Annotated in this window: 16 protein-coding genes; 7 read left to right on the top strand and 9 right to left on the bottom strand. The window is 64.6% G+C overall.

The genetic code is table 11. The features are described 5' to 3' along the window. The first annotated feature begins 177 nt into the window (after positions 1 to 177). Positions 178 to 1167, top strand: coding sequence for a Bug family tripartite tricarboxylate transporter substrate binding protein (locus ACFSCU_RS12380; protein ID WP_377560823.1), 990 nt, complete (start codon positions 178 to 180; stop codon positions 1165 to 1167). Between the two features lie 154 nt (positions 1168 to 1321). Here the strand turns inward: ACFSCU_RS12380 and ACFSCU_RS12375 are convergent, their stop codons facing one another. From ACFSCU_RS12375 to aceE, 8 genes are all read right to left on the bottom strand, one after another. Next, on the bottom strand, positions 1322 to 2929 hold the full coding sequence (locus tag ACFSCU_RS12375; protein ID WP_377560822.1) for a type I restriction-modification system subunit M: 1608 nt from the start codon (positions 2927 to 2929) through the stop codon (positions 1322 to 1324). Beyond that, positions 2926 to 3936, bottom strand: coding sequence for a virulence RhuM family protein (locus tag ACFSCU_RS12370; RefSeq protein ID WP_377560821.1), 1011 nt, complete (start codon positions 3934 to 3936; stop codon positions 2926 to 2928). Before ACFSCU_RS12370 ends, ACFSCU_RS12375 begins: the two co-directional genes overlap by 4 nt. Continuing rightward, positions 3933 to 5075, bottom strand: coding sequence for a restriction endonuclease subunit S (locus tag ACFSCU_RS12365; RefSeq protein ID WP_377560819.1), 1143 nt, complete (start codon positions 5073 to 5075; stop codon positions 3933 to 3935). The genes ACFSCU_RS12370 and ACFSCU_RS12365 overlap by 4 nt, the downstream gene beginning before the upstream one ends. Next, positions 5072 to 6571, bottom strand: coding sequence for a Fic family protein (locus tag ACFSCU_RS12360; protein WP_180551416.1), 1500 nt, complete (start codon positions 6569 to 6571; stop codon positions 5072 to 5074). The genes ACFSCU_RS12365 and ACFSCU_RS12360 overlap by 4 nt, the downstream gene beginning before the upstream one ends. Beyond that, on the bottom strand, positions 6564 to 9668 hold the full coding sequence (locus ACFSCU_RS12355) for a type I restriction endonuclease subunit R (protein WP_377560817.1): 3105 nt from the start codon (positions 9666 to 9668) through the stop codon (positions 6564 to 6566). The genes ACFSCU_RS12360 and ACFSCU_RS12355 overlap by 8 nt, the downstream gene beginning before the upstream one ends. Before the next feature lie 123 nt (positions 9669 to 9791). Further along, positions 9792 to 11657 (bottom strand): dihydrolipoyl dehydrogenase, encoded by a 1866-nt coding sequence (gene lpdA, locus ACFSCU_RS12350; RefSeq protein ID WP_377560816.1) that lies wholly within the window; start codon positions 11655 to 11657, stop codon positions 9792 to 9794. Positions 11658 to 11670: 13 nt separating this feature from the next. Next, positions 11671 to 13365, bottom strand: coding sequence for a dihydrolipoyllysine-residue acetyltransferase (gene aceF / locus ACFSCU_RS12345; RefSeq protein ID WP_377560814.1), 1695 nt, complete (start codon positions 13363 to 13365; stop codon positions 11671 to 11673). 13 nt (positions 13366 to 13378) lie between these two features. Next, entirely contained in the window at positions 13379 to 16096 is a 2718-nt protein-coding gene (aceE, locus tag ACFSCU_RS12340; RefSeq protein WP_333707001.1) for a pyruvate dehydrogenase (acetyl-transferring), homodimeric type, read from the bottom strand. A gap of 180 nt (positions 16097 to 16276) precedes the next feature. On the opposite strand from aceE, the gene ACFSCU_RS12335 reads away from it, so the two are divergent. From ACFSCU_RS12335 to ACFSCU_RS12310, 6 genes are all read left to right on the top strand, one after another. Continuing rightward, the gene (locus ACFSCU_RS12335; RefSeq protein WP_377560813.1) at positions 16277 to 18799 is read left to right on the top strand and encodes a PAS domain-containing sensor histidine kinase; all 2523 of its coding nucleotides are present in this window, start codon (positions 16277 to 16279) and stop codon (positions 18797 to 18799) included. After that, positions 18796 to 19422 carry a response regulator transcription factor gene (locus ACFSCU_RS12330; RefSeq protein WP_180551415.1) on the top strand — a complete coding sequence of 209 codons (627 nt, stop codon included), beginning with the start codon at positions 18796 to 18798 and terminating at the stop codon, positions 19420 to 19422. The genes ACFSCU_RS12335 and ACFSCU_RS12330 overlap by 4 nt, the downstream gene beginning before the upstream one ends. A 79-nt stretch (positions 19423 to 19501) precedes the next feature. Continuing rightward, positions 19502 to 20356, top strand: coding sequence for a bifunctional methylenetetrahydrofolate dehydrogenase/methenyltetrahydrofolate cyclohydrolase FolD (gene folD / locus ACFSCU_RS12325; protein WP_180551414.1), 855 nt, complete (start codon positions 19502 to 19504; stop codon positions 20354 to 20356). A 131-nt stretch (positions 20357 to 20487) separates the two neighbouring features. Then, the gene (locus ACFSCU_RS12320) at positions 20488 to 20619 is read left to right on the top strand and encodes a hypothetical protein (protein ID WP_257645876.1); all 132 of its coding nucleotides are present in this window, start codon (positions 20488 to 20490) and stop codon (positions 20617 to 20619) included. A gap of 273 nt (positions 20620 to 20892) precedes the next feature. Continuing rightward, a complete protein-coding gene (locus ACFSCU_RS12315) occupies positions 20893 to 22923 on the top strand; it encodes a M3 family metallopeptidase (protein ID WP_377560811.1) in 2031 nt (676 codons plus the stop codon). Positions 22924 to 22961: 38 nt separating this feature from the next. Continuing rightward, positions 22962 to 23606 carry a DUF4124 domain-containing protein gene (locus ACFSCU_RS12310; RefSeq protein ID WP_180551413.1) on the top strand — a complete coding sequence of 215 codons (645 nt, stop codon included), beginning with the start codon at positions 22962 to 22964 and terminating at the stop codon, positions 23604 to 23606. 49 nt (positions 23607 to 23655) lie between these two features. Here ACFSCU_RS12310 and ACFSCU_RS12305 read toward each other — a convergent pair whose 3' ends face one another. Further along, positions 23656 to 24603, bottom strand: a complete 948-nt coding sequence (locus ACFSCU_RS12305; RefSeq protein ID WP_180551412.1) for an AEC family transporter — start codon at positions 24601 to 24603, stop codon at positions 23656 to 23658. Positions 24604 to 24749 lie beyond the last annotated feature (146 nt).

Genomic DNA, 24749 nt, shown 5'->3' with positions numbered 1-24749 from the left:
TGTCGCGGCATTCACCACGCGTGCCGAAAGCGCGGGTGCCACGCCCGGCCCGCACCGTGCATCACCCGCGGATCGGGCATCAGAGGGAAACACCTCTTGCCAGACGCTCAACGATCTTCCTAAAGTGAGCTTTGCCGCCCACCGTGGGCTTCACCCCAGCGAAAGGAACCGTTGTTCATGAAGGCATTCAACACCCTGTCCCGTCGCCAGCTCGCCCGCGTTGCCGGGGCCTGTTTCGCGCTCTGCGCACTGGGGGCTGCCGCGCAAGGCAGCTACCCGACCAAGCCGGTACGCATCGTGGTGGGCTTCTCGGCGGGCGGCACCACCGACATCGTGGCGCGCATCATGGCCAGGGAGCTCACCGCCGATCTGGGCCAGTCCTTCGTGGTGGACAACAAACCGGGCGGTGGCAGCAACATCGCGACGGACATGGTGGCCGCGGCGGCGCCCGATGGCTACACCCTGCTGTTCGTGGCGGTGACCAGCGCGATCAACCAGACGCTCTACCCCAACGTCAAGTTCGACCTGAACCGCGACTTCGAGGCCGTGGCGCTGGGCGCCAAAGTGCCCAACATGCTGGTCGTCCACCCCAGCGTGCCCGCCAGAAACGTCAAGGAATTCATCGACTGGGCGCGCGCCAACGAAGGCAAGATTTCCTACGCCTCGTCCGGCAGCGGCACGTCCATCCACATGGCGGGCGAAATGTTCAAGGTGCGCACCGGGCTGAAAACGCAGCACATCCCCTACAAGGGCAGCGCCCCGGCCGTGACCGACCTGATCGGCAACCAGGTGCAGTTCATGTTCGACAACATGCCCGCGTCGTGGCCACACGTGCAGTCGGGCAAGCTGAAGGCGCTGGCCGTCACCACCAAGACGCGGTCCGCCACCGCGCCCGACGTGCCCACGCTGGAGGAAAGCGGCGTCAAGCCCTTCGACGTCAGTTCCTGGTTCGGCCTGATCGCGCCCAAGGGCACGCCCAAGGACATCGTCGACAAGCTCAACAAGGCCATGAACGCGGCCTTCGACAAACCCGAAGTGAAGGAGGCCTACGCCAAGCTCGGCGCCGTGGCCGAAAAGAACAGCCCGCAGGACTTCAGCAAGTTCATCGCCGCCGAAGTGCACAACTGGGCCCCGATCGTGAAGGCGTCGGGGGCGAAGGTGGATTGACGCGCGCCCGGCGTCAGAACGACGACGAGATTGTTCGTCCCCACTCTGCGCTGGAGTGGGCCACACCCGCCAAATTTGCCCGCCGTTGCGGCCTGCAGGCCGCAACGGTGATGTCAAAGGATCACAGCGTCGTGCCTTCGTGCAACCAGCGTCGTCACGGCAGCAGTTTCAGCCCAAGCTCCCTCAAAAAAGCATTGTGCTTGTCCCTGGCGGCCGTGATCGCCTCTTCGATGTCCACCAGCTCGCGGTGGGTCACCTCCAGGTCAATCTCCGCCTCGCCCACCGCGGTGCTGATGTAGCGCGAGATGTTCAGGTTGAAGTCGTTCTTTTCAATCTCGGCCATTCCCACCCGGCGTGAGTAGCGGGCCTCTTCCTCGCGGAACTGGTAGGTCTGGATGATCTTGGCGATGTGCTCATCCGTCAGTTGATTCTGGCGCTTGCCTTTGGCAAAGTGCTCGGCGGCGTTGATGAACAGCACGTCGTCCGGCTTCTTGCACTTCTTCAGCACCAGGATGCACACGGGAATACCGGTGGAATAGAACAGGTTGGCCGGCAAGCCAATCACCGTGTCGATGTGGCCATCCTTCAGCAGCTTGGTGCGAATGCGCTCCTCCGCCCCGCCCCGGAACAGCACCCCATGCGGCAGGATGATGGCCATCACGCCCTCGTCCTTCAGAAAGTGAAAGCCGTGCAGCAAAAAGGCGAAGTCCGCTGCGGACTTGGGCGCCAGGCCGTGGCTTTTAAAGCGCACATCGTCTGCCATGGCCTCGTTGGGCTCCCAGCGATAGCTGAAAGGCGGGTTGGCCACGATGGCATCGAACGCGGGCTTCTTGGCCGGGTTCAGCTCGCGCAGCATGTCCCAGTCGTTGGCCAGCGTGTCACCGTGGAAGATTTCAAACTCCGTGTCCTTCACCCCGTGCAGCAGCATGTTCATGCGCGCCAGGTTGTAGGTGGTGATGTTCTTTTCCTGACCGTAAATCTTGCCAATGCCATGCGGCCCCATGCGCTTGCGCACGTTCAGCAGCAGCGAGCCCGACCCACACGCAAAGTCCATCACGCTGTCGAGCCGCTGCTTGGCGCCGGTTTTGGGCTCCTGGCTGTCCAGCGTGACGATGGCGGAGAGGATGTCCGAGATTTGCTGCGGCGTATAAAACTCGCCCGCCTTCTTGCCCGAGCCCGCCGCAAACTGGCCGATCAGGTATTCATAGGCATCGCCCAGCGCATCCACGCTGGTGGAAAAATCGGCCAGCCCCTCTGCAATCTTCTGAATCACCACGCACAGCTTGGCATTGCGCTCGGTGTAGGTCTTGCCCAGCTTGGGCGAGGCCAGGTCGATTTCGGAAAACAGCCCCCCAAACGCGCTCTGGAACGACTCGGTTTCGATGTATTTGAAGCCCTCTTGCAGCGTATCGAGCAAACCCGGGTGCTGCGTGCGCGCCATGTGCGCAATGCTGCTCCACAGGTAATCCGGCTTGATCACATAGTGCACCTTGCGGCGCATCTGCTTTTCAAACGCGGGCACATCCGCCGCGTTGTCGGCGTACCAAACGGCCAAGGGCACCCGCCCGTCATCGTCCGCCAGCTGGGGGTAATCGCTGCCCAGCTCCTTTTTGGCGGCGGTCTCGTAGTTGTCTGACAGATAGCGCAGAAACAGAAACGACAGCATGTAATCGCGGAAATCGTCCGCGTCCATGGCCCCGCGCAGCTGGTCGGCAATGGCCCACAGGGTCTTGCCCAGTTGTATTTGGTTTTGTTCGGTCATTTTTTGGGGCGGTTCTTGATGGTGCTTTCCAGCGCCTTCAATTCAGCGTCATCCTGCGCGTCCGCAACACGCGCTTCATCGGCCTTGCGGCGCTGGTCAAAGTCCAGGTACAGCGGCTCCAGCTTTTGCCCCATGCGGGCGTGGCTGACGGTGCCTGCCCCGCTGAGCAGCGGAAACCCGTTGGACAAAATGATCTGCCCCACGTTCTCGCGCCAGAAGCCCATGCTGGTGATGGTCTGCCGCTTGGCGCGCAACTCTGCCGTTTCCAGAAAGATGACCACCAACCGGTTCAAGGTGTCCACTTCGTCTTCGGTCAGGTAGTTTTTGGCCACCACAATGTCCTGCTTGCGCACCTGGGCGCCCTTCCAGGTCAGCAGGCCGAAATGCGGGTCGGCAGGGTTGGCCCGGCTCACGATCAATTCCGCGGCCGTCTTTTGCGTTACCGCATACAGCAGCAGGTTCTGCACCGTGGCAAAAAAGGTCTGCGTGGCTTCATCGGTCTTGTCGTAGTCCGCCGCCAGGGCAAACAGGTCGCGCAGCTTTTGGTAGAAGCGCTTTTCCGAAGCCCGAATGTCCCGGATGCGCGCCAGCATCTCGTCAAAATAGTCCGGGCGGCCGTCCGGGTTCTTCAGCCGCTCGTCGTCCATCACAAAGCCCTTGACCAGATACTCCTTGAGCACCGTGGACGCCCAGCGGCGGAACTGCACGCCACGCGGCGAGCGCACGCGGTAGCCCACGGACAGGATGGCGTCGAGGTTGTAGAGCGTGACGGGGCGCTGCACCTGGCGCGTGCCCTCGGTTTGAACTGTCAAGGATTCCTTGACAGTTGCCGCCGCATCCAATTCACCATCCTCAAAGATGTTTTTGAGGTGCAGCGAGATGTTCTGCTTGGTGGCGTCAAACAGTTCTGCCATCTCCAACTGGGTCAGCCACACCGTACCCAAGTCGGCCCGAAGCTGAATCTGGCTCTTGCCGTCGTCGGTGGTGTACAGAATCAGGCTGTTCATGCGGCCACCTCCTGCGCCGGAGGAAAAAGCTGCTGCATCAACCCTTTTTTGTGGGTCTTGAAGGTTTCGAGTTCTTGCGTGGCGGTGGTGATGAGGGTGTCGAGGGAATTGAGACAGTCGGCGATTCGCTGTTGTTCTTTCGCATTTGGAACTTGAATGGTCAACGCTTTCAGTTGTCCACCGGTAATTAGCGGTTGACCAGAGCCGAAGATCATTTTGTTCAGGCCAACCTGATAGAGATAGAAGAAAATGAAGTCTAGGCCTATGACTTGCCGTTTCTTGAGCGTAATGACGAGCGTGTTGTCGGTGACGCCGAACTCCCCGGTAGCTTTAGTTAAAAGCCCAGCATTCGCACCGACACGTGCAACCAAAATATAAATGCCACTGAAGCTGCCGCTATTTGTCCTGCCGATGACCCCTGTTGAGCCGTACAAGTCAAAAGCGCCATCTTGTGCAGACTTGTCTTTCCCCGATGAAATCGTCTCGCTCAAATCCTCCAGGTTTTGTCTCTTCCACTCGCCCGCATTCCGAAACTCAGGAAACCGCAGACGCGGTTGGGTTTCGCCTTCGCGGGGGAAAAGCTGCTGCATCAGCCCTTTTTTATGGGTCTTGAGGGCATGAACTTTGCGGGCTTGCGCGGCGATCAGTTCGTCCAAGGAACTCAGGCAGTCGGCGATTTTTTGTTGTTCGGCAGTTTTAGGTATGGGCACCAGCATAGGTGCAAAGGTGGAAATCCAATGCCGCTCATGTGCACCAACTTCGAATGAAACATTTCGCAGTGTTTCAAACATGAACTTGATGTTCGCTCCATCCTTGGCCAGCAATATTTTCATTGCGGAAGATTTGGCTTTGAACGGGAAATCAACGAACTGCGTAGCCGTTGTAAAGTCGTCAAAGATGATTACGGGCAAACCTTCGCGGAAGATTCCATGCTCTTCATTCGTATATCCAAGAATGAAAGTCTTCCCAGCAGTTAAAACGGGAGTCTTAAAGATTGGGCTGTATCGTTCATCTTTAACGAGATACGGAGTTGGTTGTTGATAGCCTAGGCACTTCTCAAGCAGAGTCATCTCCCACCCTTCAGCCCTCCGAAACTCCGGAAACCGCAGCTTAGGCACCAATTTCTTCTCTTCATTCATTTCAATGCACTCCGGCCTTTGTCCGTCAGGCGGTATTTCTGTGTAGGGCTGCGGGGCGAGTCGGGCTGGGTCATCTCCACCAGGTGCTGTTGCAAGGCTGGGTTTAAGTAGCCGTCCAAAAAGCTGGGGCGGTGTTTGAGATCGAGCATTTGCATGAGCTCCTTGGTCCCCTTGGCACCCTGCTGCAAGGCCAGGCACAAGCGGCGAACTTGTTCGGTTACTTGTTCGGTTACTTGTTCGGTTACTTGTTCGGTTACTTGTTCGGTTGCTTGTTCGGTTGCTTGTTCGGTTGCTGGGGTCTCGACTTGTTCGGAGGCACTCTCCCACAGCCCTTGGGGCCGCCGAACCAGGGCCGTGAACTGGTTGCCGCTGAGCTCGCTGATCAGCTCGATCTGCGGCCACTCGCCCAGCGCCCTGGGGATGCCGCTGCCCATGCCACGGTAGGGCAGCAGGCGAAAGGCGTGCTCGCTGAGCGTGGGGTTGCGGCGGTTGCTTTTGCCGTGGCGGATGTCGTCAATGCTCAGGCTGTCGGACAGGGGGCCGGGGCTGATGATTTCGATGCGGTCGCGAAACACCAGAATGCGGATGGAGGCGCTGGTGAAGTAGTCGCGGTGCACCAGCGCATTGACCAGCAGTTCTTGCAGGGCGATTTCTGGCACTTCCAAAATGCCCGGCGAGTTGAAGCCCTGGCTGCCTTGCACGCGGCGCAGGTTGCGTTTGATGAAGGCCAGCGCCTCGGCGTACTGGGTGGGCAGGGTGCCGCTGAAGTCCTGGCTGTCTTGGTAGTGGGTGTCGGCAATGCTGGTGCCATAAAACGCGACGGCCTTGATGGTGAACGCGGGCCGCCAGCGCAGCGGGTTGTGGCCAAACAGCATGAGGCCGGCCAAGGTGAGTTCATGGCCATCGCCCAGGCCCAGGTTTTGCAGCACGGCGTCCAGCGGCAGCCCGGCTTGGGCGGTGTCTGCGCTGTAGTGCTGGGCCAGGTAGCGGCGAAAGGCGGGTTCATCCAGATCGGCGCTGGTGGTGCCTGCCACGGGCACCACATCGGCATAGACCAGGCCACCGCTTTGGAACATGCGCTGCATTTCTTCGCGCGCGGTCACATGGCGTTTGTCGGCCCCTTGTTTGACCCAGATGCGGCCCTGGCGGTCCAGGTAAGGCTTGGCCAGGCCGTTGGGCACGGTGACCACCATGACCAGCCCGGCGCGGGTTGGCACGTTTTCGGTGCGGGGGTGAATGGGAGGGCGCACATGCTGGCTGCTGGCGTTGCTGAGCATTTGGTTCAGGTGGCGCACATCGGCGGCGCTGAGCCCGGCGATGGAGCCGTCGTCGTCCACACCGATCAACAAGGTGCCCCCACCGCTGTTGGCAAAGGCGGCCAGTTCGGCGGCCATAGCGTCGGGGCTGTGGAAGCTGCGCTTGAACTGCTGGCGGGTGTGCTCGCCCAGGGCTATGCGCTCCAGCAGCGCGGCCTCGGTCAAGGCTTGCTCACTCATACGCACTCAGCCCCGAAATTTCGCGCCCACCGTGTTGTTCGGCCCGCTTTTGCAGCAACGGCACCAGCTCTTTCATCAACGCCGTTTCTGCCTGCGCCCTGGCCTTCCAGCCCAGCTCCAGCGGGGCCATCAAATCGCTCAGCACCTCGCCATCAAAAATCATGCGCTGCAAGATGCCGTCCACAAAGGTTTGCAGCGCGGCGGGGGCCAGGTGGTGGCGGGTGGCGATGTCGGTCAGCTCGGCGCTGTCTTTTTCCTTCTTGAACTTTGTGTAGCCCTCGCGGATGGCGGCTTCGCTCAGGCCCTCGCCCGCCTTCAGGGTGTGGATGTAGGCGGCAATGTCGTCGCGCTCGTTCATGAATTTGGCGTCGGACAGGATCAAGCCCAGCAGCTCGTCCTTGGTCATCTTCTGCTTGCCGCCGCCCTGCAGCCCCTGCTGCGAAAAACGCGACATGAGGCCCATGATGTAGTCGTAGTCGATGACGCTGCTGGCAAACAGCACAAATTCAAAGTCGAGCTGGTCCACCGCATCGGCTGCGCCGCCCTGCCCTTCGCTGCCTTTGTCGTGCTGGGCTTGTTGGGCTTTGAGGCGCTGGGCGGTTTCGAGGTAAGCACCGCGAAAGGCTTGCAATTGCTCGGCAGGCAGGATGTGTTCGATGGCGGTGGCGTTGTCTTCCGTCAGGTCGGTGTACTGGTCGAGCTGGGTTTTGAGGCGCTGCACTTCTTTGAAGTTGTGGATGAAGGCGGCGCGGGCGTCGTCGCCCTTCAGGCTGTGCACGGCGTCAGGCGTGCAGGCCAGGCCCTGGCTTTGCATGAAGTCGGCCAGTTTTTGCACGGCGGCGTCCAGCTTCTGGATGACGACCGGGGCTTTGTCCACCAGCCAGATCTTGCGGGCCTCTTCGCCCGACTTCTCACCTGAAAACAGGGCAATGGCGGCGTCCACACTGGCTTGCTGCTGGCGAAAGTCCAGGATGTTGCCGTAGGGCTTGGTGCCGTTCAGCACGCGGTTGGTGCGCGAGAAAGCCTGTATCAAGCCGTGGTGCTTGAGGTTTTTGTCGACATACAGGGTGTTGAGGTATTTGCTGTCAAACCCGGTGAGCAGCATGTCCACCACGATGGTGATGTCGATTTTGTGGTGCGGGGCCGCCGGAAAAGCCTTGCGCAAGTCTGCGTCTGGCCACTGGTGGTCTTTGATGCGCTTTTGCACATCCTGGTAGTACAGGTCGAACTCGGCTGTGGTGTGGTTGGTGCCGTAGCGGGCGTTGTAGCGGGCCAGGATGGCTTTGAGGGCGGCCTTTTTGCCCTCGGGGTCCACCTGGTTGTCTTCTTTTTCCTGGGGCAGGTCTTCCTGGATTTGCCGCACATCGGCATCGCCCTCTGCCGGGGGCGAGAACACGCAGGCGATGTTGAGCGGCACAAAGGCGGGGTCTGCCTTCTGCCTGGCGTGCTGCAGCTCGTCAAACAGGCGGTGGTATTCAATGGCGTCGTTGATGCTGGCGGTGGCCAGCACGGCGTTGAAGCGGCGGTGGGCGGTGGCCGTGTCGTGTTTGGCCAGAATGGCCTCGATCACGGCCTTTTTGGCCAGGGCCTCGCCGGGCCTGGGCGGGTTCTTGCCCTCGGGTTTGTAGTAGTCCACATGAAAGCGCAGCACGTTGGCGTCTTCAATCGCGTGGGTGATGGTGTAGGCGTGCAGTTGTTTCTGGAACAGGTCTTCCGTGGTTTTCATGGAAGCCTGTTCGTCCTCGATCTGCGTGCGGCTGGAGTTGGCCTCAAAAATGGGCGTGCCGGTAAAGCCGAACAGTTGCGCCTTGGGGAAGAACTCTTTGATGGCCTGGTGGTTGTCGCCAAACTGCGAGCGGTGGCATTCGTCAAAGATGAAGACGATGCGTTTGTTGGCCAGCGGTGCCAGTTGCTCTTTGTAGGTGGCCTTGCCGTCTTTCTTTTGCTGCTTGTTGCGGCGGCTGTTTTCATCCAGCGCCAGGCCCAGCTTCTGGATGGTGGTGACGATGACCTTGTCGGCGTAGTCATCCGACAGCAGGCGGCGCACCAGCGTGGCGGTGTTGGTGTTTTCCTCCACACAGCCTTCTTGAAAGCGGTTGAATTCTTCGCGGGTCTGGCGGTCCAGGTCTTTGCGGTCCACCACAAAGAGGCATTTCTCCACATCGGGGTTGTCCTTGAGCAGCGTGGAGGCCTTGAAGGACGTGAGCGTTTTGCCGCTGCCTGTGGTGTGCCAGATGTAGCCGTTGCCGCAGTTCTGGTGAATGCAGTCCACGATGGCCTTGACGGCATAGACCTGGTAGGGCCGCATCATGAGCAGCTTTTGCTCCGATGCCACCAGCACCATGTAGCGGCTGATGGTCTGGCCCAGGGTGCACTTGCCCAGGAACTTGTCGGCAAACTCGTCGAGCTGGGTGATCTTCTTGTTGGCCTCGTCCGCAAACTGGTAGATGGGCAAAAACCGCTCGTCCGCATTGAACGCAAAGTGCCGCGCGTTGTTGTTGGCGAAGTAGTAGGTGTTGGTGCGGTTGCTGACGATGAAGAGCTGCAAAAAGCTCAGCAGCGTTTTGGTGTAGCCGTTGCCTGGGTCGTTTTTGTAGTCAACGATCTGCTCCATGGCCCGGCGGGGGTTGATGGTGAGCGTTTTCAGCTCCACCTGCACACACGGCACGCCGTTGATGAGGATGAGCACGTCATACCGGTGGTGGCTGTAGTCGGTGCTGATGCGCAGCTGGTTGACCACCTCGAAGGTGTTCTTGCACCAGTCCTTGATGTTGACCAGGGTGTAGTTCAGCGGCGTGCCGTCTTCGCGGGTGAAGGCGTTGATGCTGCGCAGGGTTTTGGCAGCGGTGAATACGTCGGGGGTGACGATCTCGTCCAGCAGGCGGGCGAATTCGCCATCGGTCAGGTGAACGCGGTTCAGGGCCTCGAACTTCTCGCGGAAGTTGCGCTCCAGTGCGGCGCGGTCGCGGATGTCGGGGCGGTATTCGTATTTGAGGCCCTGGAGCTTGCCGATGAAGCCGTATTCGATCTGGTCCTCTTTGACTGCGAGGCTTGGCTTGACAGGCGCGGGAGCGTAGGAGGTCGTGAGGGAGGACATGGCTGCCAATTGTGACTGCTGGATTGGCGATGCTAGCCCCTGACGGGGCAGCATCCATCCCATGCATGAAAAAGCCGCGCAGCCCTTTCGGGGCATGCGCGGCCAGCTATCGGATAAGTAGCGCTATTTGCGCTGCGGCGGCAGATCCGTGCAGCTGCCGTGCGCCACCTCCGCCGCCATGCCGATGCTTTCGCCCAGCGTGGGGTGTGGGTGGATGGTCTTGCCGATGTCCACCGCGTCGGCGCCCATTTCGATGGCCAGGGCGATCTCGCCGATCATGTCGCCGGCATGCGTGCCGACGATGCCGCCGCCCAGGATGCGGCCGTGGCCGTGTGCCTCGGGACTGTCGTCGAAGAGCAACTTGGTGAAGCCTTCGTCGCGGCCGTTGGCGATGGCGCGGCCCGAGGCGTTCCAGGGGAACAGGCCTTTCTTGACCGCGATGCCCTGGGCCTTGGCCTGGTCTTCGGTCAGGCCGACCCAGGCGACTTCGGGGTCGGTGTAGGCCACGCTGGGGATGACGCGGGCATTGAACGCGCTGCGCGCCAGCGCCTCGTCGCCCTTCAGCTCGCCGGCGATGACCTCAGCGGCCACGTGCGCCTCGTGCACCGCCTTGTGCGCCAGCATGGGCTGGCCGACGATGTCGCCGATGGCGAAGATGTGCGGCACGTTGGTGCGCATCTGGATATCGACGTCGATGAAGCCACGCTCGGTGACGGCGACACCGGCCTGGTCGGCACCGATCTTATTGCCGTTGGGGCTGCGGCCCACGGCCTGCAGCACCAGGTCATAGGTTTGCGGCGCGGGGGCGCCCTCGCCTTCGAACGTCACCTCGATGCCCGCGTCGGTGGCCTTGGCGCCCACCGTCTTGGTCTTGAGCATGATGTTGTCAAAGCGCGGCGCGTTCATCTTCTGCCAGACCTTGACCAGGTCGCGGTCGGCGCCCTGCATCAGGCCGTCCAGCATCTCGACCACGTCGAGGCGCGCGCCCAGGGTGCTGTACACCGTGCCCATCTCCAGGCCGATGATGCCGCCGCCCAGGATCAGCATGCGCTGGGGGACGCCCGCCAGCGCCAGCGCGCCGGTGGAGTCGACCACGCGCGGGTCTTCGGGCATGAAGGGCAGGTGCACGGCCTGGCTGCCGGCGGCAATGATGGCCTTCTGGAACTGCACGACCTTTTTACCGCCGGTCTTGTCCTGGGCGGTGCCCGTGGTTTCTTCCACGGAAAGGTGGTGGGCGCCGACGAAGCTGCCGTAACCGCGCAGGACCGTGACCTTGCGCATCTTGGCCATGGCGCCCAGGCCGCCGGTCAGCTTGGCGATGACCTTTTCCTTGTGCGTGCGCAGCTGGTCGATGTTCACCTTCGGCGCGCCGCCGTAGTCGATGCCGAGCGCCGCCAGGTGGCTGACTTCGTCCATCACGGCGGCCACATGCAGCAGCGCCTTGGACGGGATGCAGCCGACGTTGAGGCACACGCCGCCGAGTTGGGCGTAACGCTCGACCAGCACGACCTTCAGGCCCAGGTCGGCCGCACGGAAGGCGGCCGAGTAGCCACCGGGGCCGCCGCCGAGGACGAGGACGTCGCAGTCCAGGTCGGTCTGGCCGCTGTAGCTGGCGGCAGCGGGCACAGGCTGCTTGCTCCCTCCCCCGCTGGGGGAGGGTTGGGGTGGGGGCTCGGCGACGGAGCTGGAAGCCGGGGCAGCCCCCACCCTGCCCTCCCCCAGAGGGGGAGGGGTTGGCGCAGCAGCGGCTTCAGCCGCGTCGAGCGTCAGTACCACCGAGCCTTCGTTGACGGTGTCGCCCAGCTTCACCGCCAGCGACTTGACGACGCCCGCATGGCTCGACGGAATCTCCATCGACGCCTTGTCGCTCTCGACGGTGATCAGCGACTGCTCCACCTTCACGGTGTCGCCCGGCTTGACCAGCAGCTCGATGACGGCGACGTCCTTGAAGTCGCCGATGTCGGGCACCTTGACCTGAATTTCGCTCATGTCGTGGTTCCCTTCACAGCAGCACGCGGCGGAAGTCCGCCAGCACCTGGCCCAGATAAGCGTTGAAGCGCGCCGCAGCCGCGCCGTCGATGACGCGGTGGTCGTAGCTCAAGGACAGCGGCAACATCAGGCGCGGCTCGAAGTCCTTGCCGTTCCAGCGCGGCTTCATCTCGCTGCGGCACACACCCAGAATCGCCACCTCGGGCGCGTTGATGATCGGCGTGAAGTAGGTGCCGCCAATGCCGCCCAGGCTGCTGATGGTGAAGGTGGCGCCGCTCATGTCGGCGGGGCTGGCCTTGCCGTCGCGCGCCTTCTTGCTCAACTCGCCCAGTTCCTGGCTGATCTGCATCACGCCTTTCTGGTCGGCGTTCTTGATGACAGGCACCACCAGGCCGTTCGGCGTGTCGGCGGCGAAGCCGATGTTCCAGTACTGTTTGTAGACCAGGCTGTCGCCGTCGATGCTGGCGTTGAACTCGGGGAACTTCTTCAGCGCCGCCACGCAGGCCTTGATGAGGAAGGCGAGCATCGTCACCTTGATGCCGGCCTTGGCGTTCTCCTGGTTGAGCTGCACGCGCAGCGCTTCCAGTTCGGTGATGTCGGCATCGTCGTTGTTGGTGACGTGCGGGATCATCACCCAGTTGCGGTGCAGGTTGGCGCCGCTGATCTTCTTGATGCGCGAAAGCGGCTTCGGCTCGATAGGGCCGAACTTGGCGAAGTCGACCTTGGGCCAGGGGATCAGGCCCAGCGCCGCGCCATCGCCGCCAGCCGGTGCCGCAGCGCCCTGCGCCTGCGTGCGCTGGGTGCCGGCCATCACGGCCTTGGTGAAGGCCTGCACGTCTTCCTGCGTGATGCGGCCCTTGGCGCCGCTGCCCTTCACCTCGGCCAGCGGCACGCCCAGCTCACGCGCGAACTTGCGCACGCTGGGGCTGGCGTGCGGCAGGCCCAGTGGTGGCTTGGTGGGATCATGCGGCGCAGCGGCAATCACTTCTGATTTGATAGCTGCTTGCGCTTGTGGGGCGGGCGCTGGAGCCTGTTTTGACTCTGAACCTGATGGCGCGGCTGCAGGTGCAGGTGCAGGTGTCGGGGCCGGTGCGGCGCCCGCGCCTTCGACGATGGCCAGCAGGTCGCCCTGGTTGATCTTGTCACCCAGCTTGACTTTCAGTTCCTTGAGCACGCCGGCGGCGCTGGACGGGATCTCCATCGAAGCCTTGTCGGATTCGACCGTGATCAGGCTCTGCTCGACCTTGATGGTGTCGCCGGGTTGGACGAACACCTCGATCACGGCGACGTCCTTGAAGTCGCCGATGTCAGGCACGCGCACTTCGACCAGACCGCCGGGTGCAGGCGTGCCGGCACCTGCCGTGTCGGCAGCACGCGCAGCCGCCGATGCCTGGCTGGCACCCGGCACCACTTCGCTACCGCCGACGGGCGCCTCTGCGTTGGCCGCGGCGGGCGCGGCGGCACCAGCGCCCTCGCCTTCCAGCAACACCACAACGCTGCCCTCGTTGACCGTGTCGCCGAGCTTGACCTTGACCTCCTTCACCACGCCGGCGGCGCTGGAGGGGATTTCCATCGAGGCCTTGTCGCTCTCGACGGTGATGAGCGACTGCTCCACCTTCACCGTGTCGCCGGGCTTGACCAGCAGCTCGATCACGGCCACGTCCTTGAAGTCGCCGATGTCGGGGACCTTGACTTCCACCAATGCCATGACGGGTCTCCCTTTAGGCGTACAGCGGGTTGATCTTGTCGGCCTGGATGCCGTACTGCTTGATGGCGGCGCTCACGCGGTCCATCGGCACCTTGCCCTCGTCGGCCAGCGCACGCAGCGCCGCCACGGTGATGTAGTGGCGGTTGATCTCGAAGTGCTCGCGCAGGCGGTAGCGGAAGTCGCTGCGGCCAAAGCCGTCGGTGCCCAGCACGGTGTAGCTGCGCCCGGCGGGGATGAAGGCGCGAATCTGGTCGACGTAGTTCTTCATGTAGTCGGTGGACGCCACCACCGGGCCGGCGTGCGGCTCGAGCTGCTGCGTGACGAAGGGCACGCGCTGTTGCTCGGTGGGGTGCAGCAAGTTCCAGCGCGCGACATCCTGGCCGTCGCGCGCCAGCTGGTTGAAGCTGGGGCAGCTCCAGACGTCGGCGGCCACGCCCCAGTCCTTCAGCAGCAGCTCCTGCGCGGCGATGGATTCGCGCAGGATGGAGCCCGAGCCGAGCAGTTGCACGCGCGGCGCGCCGCCCTTGTCGGCTGAGTCGCTGCCGGGCTTGCACAGGTACATGCCCTTGATGATCTGCTCCTCGGTGCCGGGCGTGAGGCCGGGCATGGCGTAGTTCTCGTTCAGCAGGGTCAGGTAGTAGAAGACGTTCTCCTGCTTTTCCACCATGCGCTTCAGGCCATGGTGCAGGATGATGCCGACCTCGTGCCCGAAGGTCGGGTCGTAGGTGATGCAGTTGGGGATGGTGCCGGCCAGGATGTGGCTGTGGCCGTCCTCGTGCTGCAGGCCCTCGCCGTTCAGCGTGGTGCGCCCCGAGGTCCCGCCCAGCAGGAAGCCGCGCGCCTGCATGTCGCCCGCGGCCCAGGCCAGGTCGCCCACGCGCTGGAAGCCGAACATGCTGTAGTACACGTAGAACGGCATCATGATGCGGTTGCTGGTGCTGTAGCTGGTGGCGGCGGCGATCCAGCTGGCCATGCCGCCGGCCTCGTTGATGCCCTCCTGCAGGATCTGGCCGTCTTTCGCTTCCTTGTAGTACATCACCTGGTCGCGGTCGACCGGGGTGTAGAGCTGGCCCTTGGGGTTGTAGATGCCGATCTGGCGGAACAGCCCCTCCATGCCGAAGGTGCGGGCCTCGTCCACCAGGATGGGCACCACGCGCGGGCCGAAGGCCTTGTCGCGCAGCAGCTGCGTGAGAAAGCGCACGAAGGCCTGGGTGGTGCTGATCTCGCGCCCTTCGGCGGTGGGCTCCAGCACGGCCTTGAAGGTGTCGAGCGAGGGGATGGTGAAGCTCTCGTCGGCCCTGGCGCGGCGCGTGGGCAGGTAGCCGCCCAGCGCCTGGCGGCGTTCATGCAGGTACTTCATCTCCGGCGTGTCGTCGGCCGGCTTGTAATAGGGCAGTTGCTCCAGCTCGCTGTCGGGAATCGGGATGTTGAAGCGGTCGCGGATGTAGCGGATGTCCTCGTCGGCCAGCTTCTTGGTCTGGTGCACGGTGTTCTTGCCCTCGCCGGCCTGGCCCATGCCGTAGCCCTTGATGGTCTTGACCAGCAGCACCGTGGGCTGGCCCTTGTGGTGGTGGGCGTTGTGGAAGGCGGCGTACACCTTCTCGGGGTCGTGGCCGCCGCGGCGCAGCTCCCAGATCTCGTCGTCGGTCATGTGCTCGACCAGCGCGGCGGTTTCGGGGTACTTGCCGAAGAAATGCTTGCGCACCCAGGCACCGTCGTTGGCCTTCATGGCCTGGTAGTCGCCGTCGAGCGTCTCCATCATCACCTGCTTGAGCTTGCCGGACTTGTCGCGGCGCAGCAGTTCGTCCCAGCCCTTGCCCCAGATCAGCTTGACGACGTGCCAGCCGCTGCCGCGGAAGTCGCCCTCCAGCTCCTGGATGATCTTGCCGTTGCCGCGCACCGGACCGTCCAGGCGCTGCAGGTTGCAGTTGATGACGAAGATCAGGTTGTCGAGTTTTTCGCGCGCCGCCAGGCTGATGGCGCCCATGCTCTCGGGCTCGTCCATCTCGCCGTCGCCCAGGAACACCCAGACCTTGCGGTTGGCGGTGTCGGCAATGCCGCGGGCGTGCAGATACTTCAGAAAGCGCGCCTGGTAGATGGCCATCAGCGGCCCCAGGCCCATGCTGACGGTGGGGAACTGCCAGAAGCCCGGCATCAGCTTGGGGTGCGGGTAGCTGGACAGGCCCTTGCCCCCGACCTCCTGGCGGAAGTGCTCCAGTTGATCCTCGGTGATGCGCCCTTCCAGGTAGGCGCGGGCGTAGATGCCGGGCGCGCTGTGGCCCTGGAAGTAGATGCAGTCGCCGCCGTGGCCTTCGCTCTCGGCGTGCCAGAAGTGGTTGAAGCCGGCGCCCCACATGCTGGCCAGCGAGGCGAAGGAGCCGATGTGGCCGCCCAGATCGCCCCCGTCTTCGGGGTTCAGGCGGTTGGCGCGCACCACCATGGCCATCGCGTTCCAGCGCATGTAGGCGCGCAGGCGCTTTTCGATGGCGATGTTGCCGGGGCTGCGGGCTTCCTGCTCGGGCTCGATGGTGTTGACGTAGCCGGTGGTGGCCGAGAACGGCAAGTCGATGCTGTTCTGGCGCGCATGTTCAAGCAGTTCCTCCAGCAGCGCATGGGCGCGCTCCGGGCCCTCGCGCTCGATGACGGCAGACAGCGCATCCAGCCATTCACGGGTTTCCTGGGCGTCGATTTCGGCGGCGGCAGCGGCCTGCGCCCGCGATTCTTCGGACATCTGCTTGTCTCCTCTTGTTTATGGGGTGATGAAAGTCATTGTGAACCAAGCGGAATCATCCCACAAAGCCACGTTTTTTTCAAATAGAGATTTATATATTCACAATATGAAATTCAATCGCACCCAGAGATCGCTCGTTCGTTGAGAAGGCCGCGGCACCCCTGCCACTACACTGCCGCCATGGCGTCCGATCTCGCGTCCACCCTGCTCGATACCGGGCCCCCGCTGCCCTGGTGGCAACGGCTCGTTCGTGGGCAGGACCGCCTCATCCACCTGGCCCCGCTGGCGGCCGTGCTGCTGTTTCTGGCCGCCATCGCCACGGCGTTCTGGTATCTGCGGCTGGAGGAAGTGCACCGCGAGCAGGAGGCCGTGAAGCGCGACGTGGAATACAGCCAGCAGCGCCTGCGCCTGCGCCTGCTGGAGCGCCAGGAGCAGTTCATGCGCCTGGCGCGCGACATCTCGGACCGCGACATGTCGCCCATGCAGTTCGACATCCGCGCCGAATCGCTGGTGTTGCAGTACCCCGAGCTGATGGCGCTGAGCTGGATCGACGACCAGCGCCGCTTGATGGCGACGCAGACCTCGCCCAGCGTGCCGCGCCAGCGCGCCTGGGTGGCCGACGGGCAGCTGAAGCGGGGCGAGGTGCTGGAAGGCTTCGACCTGGCGCGCGACCTGCGCCAGCCGGTGTACACGCAGCCGCTGTCCGAAAAAGGCGTGGAACCTGTGCTGTACATGCACGTGCCGATCACGCCGCGCGCGCACTTCGCCGGCGAGTTGCTGGCCGAGTTCTCGGTCGACGGCCTGCTGCGCTACGGCGTGCCCGCCGAGGTGCTGGCCAAGTACGCCGTGGCGCTGTTCGACGGCAAGGACCAGCTGCTGGCCGGCCAGAGCATCCCGGAACGCCCTGGCCTGTCGGACCGACTGCCCTGGAGCGGCAAGGTCAACGAATTCGACATTCCCGTCTCGCCGGTGGGCAACGGCCTGGTGCTGCGGGCGCAGGCCTGGCGCACGTCGCAGGGCGTGGTGGGCGGCACGCTGTTCTGGCTGGTGGCGGTGCTGGCGGCCATGACGACCTGGATGCTGATCGCCAACTGGCGCCAGTCGCAGCGCCGGCAGCAGGCCCAGCAGGCGCTGATGGCCGAAACCACCTTCCGCCGCGCGATGGAAAACTCCATGCTGACCGGCATGCGTGCGCTCGACATGCAGGGCCGCATCATTTACGTCAACCCGGCCTTCTGCCAGATGACCGGCTGGACCGAGGACGAGCTGATCGGCCAGACCGAGCCGTTCTCCTACTGGCCCGACGAAGACCGCGAGGCGCTGGCCGCGCGGCTCAGCGACGAGCTGATCGGCAGCTCCGACCCGGCGGGCTTTCAGATGCGCGTCAAGCGCAGGGACGGCACGCTGTTCGATGCGCGCTTCTACGTGTCGCCGCTGATCGACGCCACCGGCAAGCAGACCGGCTGGATGGCGTCGATGACCGACATCACCGAGCCCAACCGCGTGCGACGCCAGCTTTCGGCCTCTTACGAGCGCTTCACCACCGTGCTGGAAGCGCTGGATGCTTCTGTTTCTGTAGCACCCCTGGGCAGCCAGGAGCTGCTGTTCGCCAACAAGCTGTACCGCCAGTGGTTCGGCGGCACCACCGACGGGCACCTGCAGCTGGTGGTGCGCGCCGGCACGCCCGAGACACAGCTGTCCGACGAAAGCCTGGATGCCGTCGATTCCTTCGCCGGCCTGCCGCTCGACAGCATCGCCACCGGCTCGCTGGCCGAGCATGCCGAGATCTACATCGAACGCTTGGGCAAATGGCTGGAAGTGCGCTCGCGCTACCTGAACTGGGTCGACAGCCGCCTGGCGCAGATGGTGATCGCCACCGACATCACTGCGCGCCGCCAGGCCGAGGAACAGGCCGCCGCGCAGGCCGAGCGCGCGCAGACCGCCAGCCGCCTGATCACCATGGGCGAGATGGCCTCCAGCGTGGCGCACGAGCTGAACCAGCCGCTGACGGCCATCAGCAACTACTGCACCGGCATGATCTCGCGCATCCGGGGCGGCAGCATCAGCGAGGACGACCTGCTGGGCGCGCTGGACAAGACCGCACGCCAGGCGCAGCGCGCCGGCCAGGTGGTGCAGCACATCCGCAGCTTCGTCAAGCGCAGCGAGCCGCGCCGCCAGTGGTCGGAGGTGATGCCGATGGTCGAGCAGGTGGTGGAGCTGGCCGAGATCGAACTGCGCCGCCGCCAGGTGCGCCTGAGCCATTACGTGGCGCCGCGCCTGCCGGCGCTGCACGTCGACCCGATCCTGATCGAGCAGGTGCTGATCAACCTGATCAAGAACGGTGCCGAATCCATCGACGTGGCGCAGCGCGCCACCGGCAACCGCCTGGTCGATCTGCGCGTGACCCAGCGCGAGGTCGACGAGCAGCCGGCGGTGCAGTTCAGCGTCACCGATACCGGCCGCGGCCTGACCGAAGAAGCGCTGGCCCGGCTGTACGAAGCCTTCTTCTCGACCAAGAACGACGGCATGGGCATCGGCCTCAATCTGTGCCGCTCCATCGTCGAGTCGCACCAGGGCCGGATCCATGCCGAGAACCTCTACAATGCCGGCCAGGTCGTGGGCTGCCGCTTCAGTTTTTGGATTCCGGTCGGCCCGGTGCAGGACGCCAGCCCGTCCGACAACAACACCAAGGTAGTGGCATGAGTCTGATTCCGAAGCGAGGAACGGTGTATGTGGTGGACGACGACGAAGCCGTTCGCGATTCGGTTCAATGGTTGCTCGAAGGGCAGGATTTCCGCGTGCGCTGCTTCGAGTCGGCCGAGGTCTTCCTGGCCCGCTACGACCCGCGCGAAGTCGCCTGCCTGATCGTCGACATCCGCATGGACGGCATGAGCGGCCTGGAACTGCAGGACCGCCTGCTCGAGCGCAAGTCGCCCCTGCCCATCGCCTTCATCACCGGCCACGGCGACGTGCCGCTGGCCGTCGACACCATGAAGAAAGGCGCGATGGATTTCATCCAGAAGCCGTTCAAGGAAGAACAGCTGGTGCCGCTGGTCGAGCGCATGCTGGAGCAGGCCCGCGCCCTGTTCACCGAGCACCAGCAGGCCGCCAGCCGCGACGCGCTGCTGGCCAAGCTCACCGGGCGCGAGGCGCAGGTGCTCGAGCGCATCGTCGCCGGCCGCCTGAACAAGCAGATCGCCGACGACCTGGGCATCAGCATCAAGACGGTGGAGGCGCACCGCGCCAACATCATGGAAAAGCTGGGCGCCAATACGGTGGCCGACCTGCTGAAGATCGCCCTGGGGCAGAACGCCCCGAAGGCCTGAGCCCGCTTTGCTTCTATTTCAATAGCTGCTCGCGCTTGATGGACGGGCGTTGCAGCCATTTTTCTTGTAAATCCGAATCATGACTGCCCAGCTGATCGACGGCAACGCCCTGGCCGCCCAAGTCCGCGCCGACGTGGCGCACCGCGTGCAGGCGCTCAAGGCTCGCGGCGTGCAGCCGCACCTCACCGTGATCCTGGTCGGCGAAGACCCGGCCAGCCAGGTCTACACGCGCAACAAGGTGGCCGACAGCGAGCAGACGGGCCTGGGCGCCACGCTGGAGCGCTACCCGACCGACATGACCGAGGCCGACCTGCTGGCGCGCATCGCCCAGCTCAACGCCGACCCGGCGGTGCACGGCATCCTGGTGCAGCTGCCGCTGCCCCGGCACATGAACAGCCACGGCGTCATCGAAGCCATCGCGCCCGAGAAGGACGTGGACGGCTTTCACGTGGCCAGCGCCGGCGCGCTGATGGTGGGCCAGCCCGGCTTTCGCCCCTGCACGCCCTACGGTTGCATGAAGATGCTCGAATCCATCGGCATGACCGACCTGAAGGGCAAGCACGCCGTGGTCATCGGCCGCAGCAACATCGTCGGCAAGCCCATGGCGCTGATGCTGCTGCAAGCCAACGCCACCGTCACCGTGTGCCACAGCGGCACGCCCGACCTGGCGGCGCAGACACGGCAGGCCGACATCGTGGTCGCCGCCGTGGGCAAGCGCAACGTGCTGACGGCCGACATGGTCAAGCCCGGTGCGGTGGTCATTGACGTCGGCATGAACCGCGACGACGCCGGCAAGCTGTGCGGCGACGTGGACTTTGCCGGCGTGAAGGATGTGGCCAGCTGGATCACCCCGGTGCCCGGCGGTGTCGGCCCCATGACACGCGCCATGCTGCTGGTCAACACCATCGAGGCGGCCGAGCGCGCCAGCGCTTGAAGCGAAACACCCCCTGAGACGCTTCGCGTCTTCCCCCCTCTTACTCCGCGAGGGGTCGTCGCCAGTGTCCGGTACAAGCCTAAACCGAACGTTCCCCAACGCTGCAGACAAGACCGCTAGGCGTTGCGTTCGTGCGCATCGACAACCTCGGCAACCGCCGTTACGCGGGTTCGGTCATCGTCAACGAGGGCAACGGCCGCTTCTTCGAGCCGGCGGCCGGGCGCTCGGTGTTCGTCGGGGTGGATGTGCGGGCGCGGCGCTGAGGCGGCCGGCGCGTGGGCTGCCGCGTACCGAAAACCAGATACCGGACGCAGAGGACGCAGAGATTTCGCAGAGGACGCAGAAGAATTCAAAAAAGATCAGGTTTTACTTTTGCGTCCTCTGCGAATCCTTTGCGTCCTCTGCGTCCGGCTGTTTCAGCGACCGAAGATTGACAGGCGAAATTGGGCTTCAGCGCACGTCCCACAAGCGCAAGCAGCTATCATTTTTATACCTTTATGCTTGACATTCTCACCTCCGTCCCCAACTGACGCGCCATGGCCAATCCCCTCCTCGACTTCTCCGACCTTCCCCTGTTCGACCAGATTCGCCCCGAGCACGTGGCCCCGGCCATCGACGACTTGCTGGGCGGTGCCGAAGCCGGCCTGGAGGCCGCCGTGGCGCCCGAGCTGCCCGCCGACTGGGCCACGCTGGCGCGCACGCTGGACGTGGCGACCGAACGCCTGGGCCGCGCCTGGGGCGCCGTCAGCCACCTCAACGCCGTGATGGACACGCCCGAGCTGCGCGCCGCCTACAACGCCGCCCTGCCCGCCATCACCGAGTTCTGGACCCGTCTGGGCAGCGACGAGCGCCTGTACGCCAAGTACAAGGCCATGAACCCCGACGCGCTGACGCCAGAGCAGCGCCAGGCGCACAAGAACGCGCTGCGCGGCTTCGTGCTGGGCGGCGCCGAATTGCAGGGCGAGGCCAAGGCGCGCTACGCCGCCATCCAGGAGCGCCAGGCCGAGCTGGGCCAGAAGTTCAGCGAGAACGCACTCGACGCCACCGACGCCTATGCGTACTACGCCACCGAGGACGAGGTGGACGGCGTGCCGCCCGACGTGAAGGCTGCCGCCCGCGCTGCGGCTGAAACCGATGGCATGAAGGGCTACAAGCTCACCCTCAAGCTGCCCAGCTACCTGCCCGTGATGCAGTTCGCGCACGACCGCGCGTTGCGCCAGCGCCTGTACCGTGCCTACGTCACGCGCGCCTCCGACCAGGCCGAGGGCGACGGCGTGAAGTACGACAACGCGCCGCTGATCCGCGAGATTCTGGCGCTGCGCCGCGAAGAGGCGCAGCTGCTGGGCTACGCCAACTTCGGCGAGGTGTCGGTGGTGCCCAAGATGGCCGACTCGCCCACCGAAGTCATCGACTTCCTGCGCCAGCTGGCCGCCAAGGCCAGGCCCTACGCCGAGCGCGACGTGCAGGATCTGCGCGACTTCGCCGCCAAGGAACTGCAACTGGCCGACCCGCAGCCCTGGGACTGGGCCTACATCGGCGAGAAGCTCAAGGAAGCGCGCTACGCCTTCAGCGAGCAGGAGCTGAAGCAGTACTTCCAGGCGCCCAAGGTGCTGGCAGGCCTGTTCAAGATCGTCGAGACGCTGTTCGAGGTCGTCATCCGCCGCGACAGCGCGCCCGTGTGGCATCCCTCGGTCGAGTTCTACCGCATCGAGCGCGACGGAAAACTGCTCGGCCAGTTCTACCTCGACCCCGGCGCGCGCGCCGGCAAGCGCGGCGGCGCCTGGATGGACGACGTGCGCGCCCGCTGGCTGCGGCCCGACAACGCGCAGTTGCAGACGCCCGTGGCGCAACTGGTGTGCAACTTCGCCGAGGGCGTGGATGGCAAGCCGCCCCTGCTGACGCACGACGACGTGATCACCCTGTTCCACGAATTCGGCCACGGCCTGCACCACATGCTGACGCAGGTGAACGAACGCGATGTCTCGGGCATCAGCGGTGTGGAGTGGGACGCGGTGGAACTGCCCAGCCAGTTCATGGAGAACTTCTGCTGGGAATGGGACGTGCTCAAGCACATGACGGCGCACGTGGATACGGGCGAGCCGCTGCCCCGCGCCCTGTTCGACAAGATGCTGGCCGCCAGGAACTTCCAGGCCGGCATGCAGACCGTGCGGCAGATCGAGTTCGCCCTGTTCGACATGCTGCTGCACACCGAGCACGACCCGGCGGATGACTTCCAGCCGCTGCTCGATGAAGTGCGCGCCGAGGTCGCCGTGATCCAACCGGCGCCCTTTGCGCGCACCGCGCAGACCTTCAGCCACATCTTCGCCGGCGGCTACGCGGCGGGCTACTACAGCTACAAGTGGGCCGAGGTGCTGAGCGCCGACGCCTACGCCGCTTTCGAGGAAAGCGTCACACCCGATGGCTTGCCCAGCGTGGAAACGGGGCGAAAATACCGCCGCGAGATTCTGGAAGCCGGCGGCAGCCGCCCGGCCATGGAATCGTTCAAGGCCTTCCGCGGCCGCGAGCCCACGATGGACGCGCTGCTGCGCCATCAGGGCATGGCCTGATCCCGACACACATCCACCACCGCACCAAGGAGTTGCCCGTGCCCCACCGCCCTTCCGCCCGATTGCTCGCCGCTGCCGCCGGCGCCCTGCTGCTGGCCGGCGTGGCGCAGGCGCAGGTCTACCGCGTGGTGGGGCCGGATGGCCGGGTCACCTTCTCCGACAAGCCGCCCACGCAGGCCGCACCGGCGGTGTCCAGTGGCGGCGCGGCGGCGTCGGGCGGTGGTGGCGCACTGCCCTACCAGCTCAACCAGACCGTGCAGCGCTACCCGGTCACGCTGTACACCTCGTCCACCTGCGCACCCTGCAACAGCGGCCGCAACCTGCTGAGCAACCGCGGCGTGCCCTTCACCGAGAAGACGGTGGAGACCAACGACGACATCGCCGCCCTGCAGCGCCTGGCCGGCAACAACAGCCTGCCGCTGCTGACCATCGGCGGCCAGCAGCTCAAGGGCTTTTCGGACAGCGAGTGGAGCCAGTACCTCGACGCGGCCGGTTACCCCAAGGCCTCGCAACTGCCCGCCAGCTACCGCCGCCCCGCCGCCACGCCGCTGGTGGCGCGCACAGCGGCGGCGGCTGCGCCCGCCGCCCAGGCCGCCGAGCCGGCCGAGCCTGCGCCAGCGCCCGCCGGCCCCAGCGTGGCGCCCCAGCGCACCACCACCAACCCGACCGGCATTCGCTTCTGATTTGATAGCTGCCTGCGCCCGCCACAAAAGCGCTGCAGGCACTTTTCACTCATGAACCCGTCAGCAGCCACAACGCGGCGCTGATGGTGAAGAACGAGGCCACCGTGGTGCCCAGCAGGGCCGCGGCGGCCAGCCCGTCGTGGCCGTGCTTCTGCGCCAGAATGGGGTAGATGCCGAACATCGGGCACGCCGCAGCCAGCACCACGCCGGTGCGCAGGGCGGCATCCATTGGCGGCATGCCCAGTGCCTCCAGAGCCAGCAGCGCACCCACCGTGAGCAGCGGGTGCACGAGCAGCTTGCCCGCGGCGATCTGCGCCACCTGCGCGCCCAGCCCCTTGATCCGCAGCCCCGCCAGCGAGCCGCCGATGACGAACAGCGACACCGCCGCGCTGGCCTGCGCGAACAGGCCCACCGTGCGGTCGGCCACCGCCGGCAGGGGCAGGCCCAGCAGCGACACCAGCAGCCCAGCCGACAGGCCCAGCACCATCGGGTTGCGCAGCAGCCCCGCCGCGGCACCGCGCACCACCGCACGCCAGTGCCCCGCGCCGCTGGCTGCGTCCATCAGCGCCAGCAGCAGCGGGATCAGCAGCAGGTTCTCCACCAGCATGTTCATGCCCAGGATCAAGCCCGCCACCGGGCCCAGCAGCAGCAGGTTGATGGGGTAGCCGACAAAGCCCGAGTTGGGGCAGCACATGCCCATGGTCTGCACCACGCTCAGCACGGCGGGCTGGCGCGCCACGCGGCGCATCCACCACAGGCCGACCGCCATGGTGGCCAGCGCGCCCAGCGCGAACACGGCCATGTAGCGCCACTCCAGAATCTCGTCCAGACGCCGCTTGGCCACGGCATCGAACAGCAGCGCCGGCAGCGCCACGTACAGCACGAACTTGCCCAGCACCCGCATGTCGCCGCGGTCGAACAGGCCGGCCCGCTTGGCCAGCCAGCCCAGCGCGATGGTGATGTAGATGGGGCCGGTGATGGAAAGAATGTCGAGCATGGGCAAGCAACAGGGCCGGCGTGCGCGTCATCGATCTGCCCCGACGCGAGCAACTGACGCGCCCCCGGGTCGCACGCCGCGCACCGCGCGTGGATTATTCAACAGCGTGCGACCTCAGCGCCGATGCCTTGCTCGCCCGCCGCTCC

The organism is Ottowia beijingensis, from assembly GCF_042680925.1.
GTDB classification, from domain to species: Bacteria; Pseudomonadota; Gammaproteobacteria; order Burkholderiales; family Burkholderiaceae_C; genus Ottowia; species Ottowia beijingensis.
This window is presented reverse-complemented; position numbering and strand designations above follow the sequence as displayed.

Coding starts and splice junctions, on each gene's coding strand:
- ACFSCU_RS12365 (WP_377560819.1), bottom strand. CDS start 5,075: ATGAATGAAGAGAAGAAATTGGTGCCTAAGCTGCGGTTTCCGGAGTTT.
- lpdA (WP_377560816.1), bottom strand. CDS start 11,657: ATGAGCGAAATTCAGGTCAAGGTGCCCGACATCGGCGACTTCAAGGAC.
- ACFSCU_RS12380 (WP_377560823.1), top strand. CDS start 178: ATGAAGGCATTCAACACCCTGTCCCGTCGCCAGCTCGCCCGCGTTGCC.
- ACFSCU_RS12335 (WP_377560813.1), top strand. CDS start 16,277: ATGGCGTCCGATCTCGCGTCCACCCTGCTCGATACCGGGCCCCCGCTG.
- ACFSCU_RS12370 (WP_377560821.1), bottom strand. CDS start 3,936: ATGAACAGCCTGATTCTGTACACCACCGACGACGGCAAGAGCCAGATT.
- aceF (WP_377560814.1), bottom strand. CDS start 13,365: ATGGCATTGGTGGAAGTCAAGGTCCCCGACATCGGCGACTTCAAGGAC.
- ACFSCU_RS12355 (WP_377560817.1), bottom strand. CDS start 9,668: ATGTCCTCCCTCACGACCTCCTACGCTCCCGCGCCTGTCAAGCCAAGC.
- aceE (WP_333707001.1), bottom strand. CDS start 16,096: ATGTCCGAAGAATCGCGGGCGCAGGCCGCTGCCGCCGCCGAAATCGAC.
- ACFSCU_RS12305 (WP_180551412.1), bottom strand. CDS start 24,603: ATGCTCGACATTCTTTCCATCACCGGCCCCATCTACATCACCATCGCG.
- ACFSCU_RS12330 (WP_180551415.1), top strand. CDS start 18,796: ATGAGTCTGATTCCGAAGCGAGGAACGGTGTATGTGGTGGACGACGAC.
- folD (WP_180551414.1), top strand. CDS start 19,502: ATGACTGCCCAGCTGATCGACGGCAACGCCCTGGCCGCCCAAGTCCGC.
- ACFSCU_RS12375 (WP_377560822.1), bottom strand. CDS start 2,929: ATGACCGAACAAAACCAAATACAACTGGGCAAGACCCTGTGGGCCATT.
- ACFSCU_RS12360 (WP_180551416.1), bottom strand. CDS start 6,571: ATGAGTGAGCAAGCCTTGACCGAGGCCGCGCTGCTGGAGCGCATAGCC.
- ACFSCU_RS12315 (WP_377560811.1), top strand. CDS start 20,893: ATGGCCAATCCCCTCCTCGACTTCTCCGACCTTCCCCTGTTCGACCAG.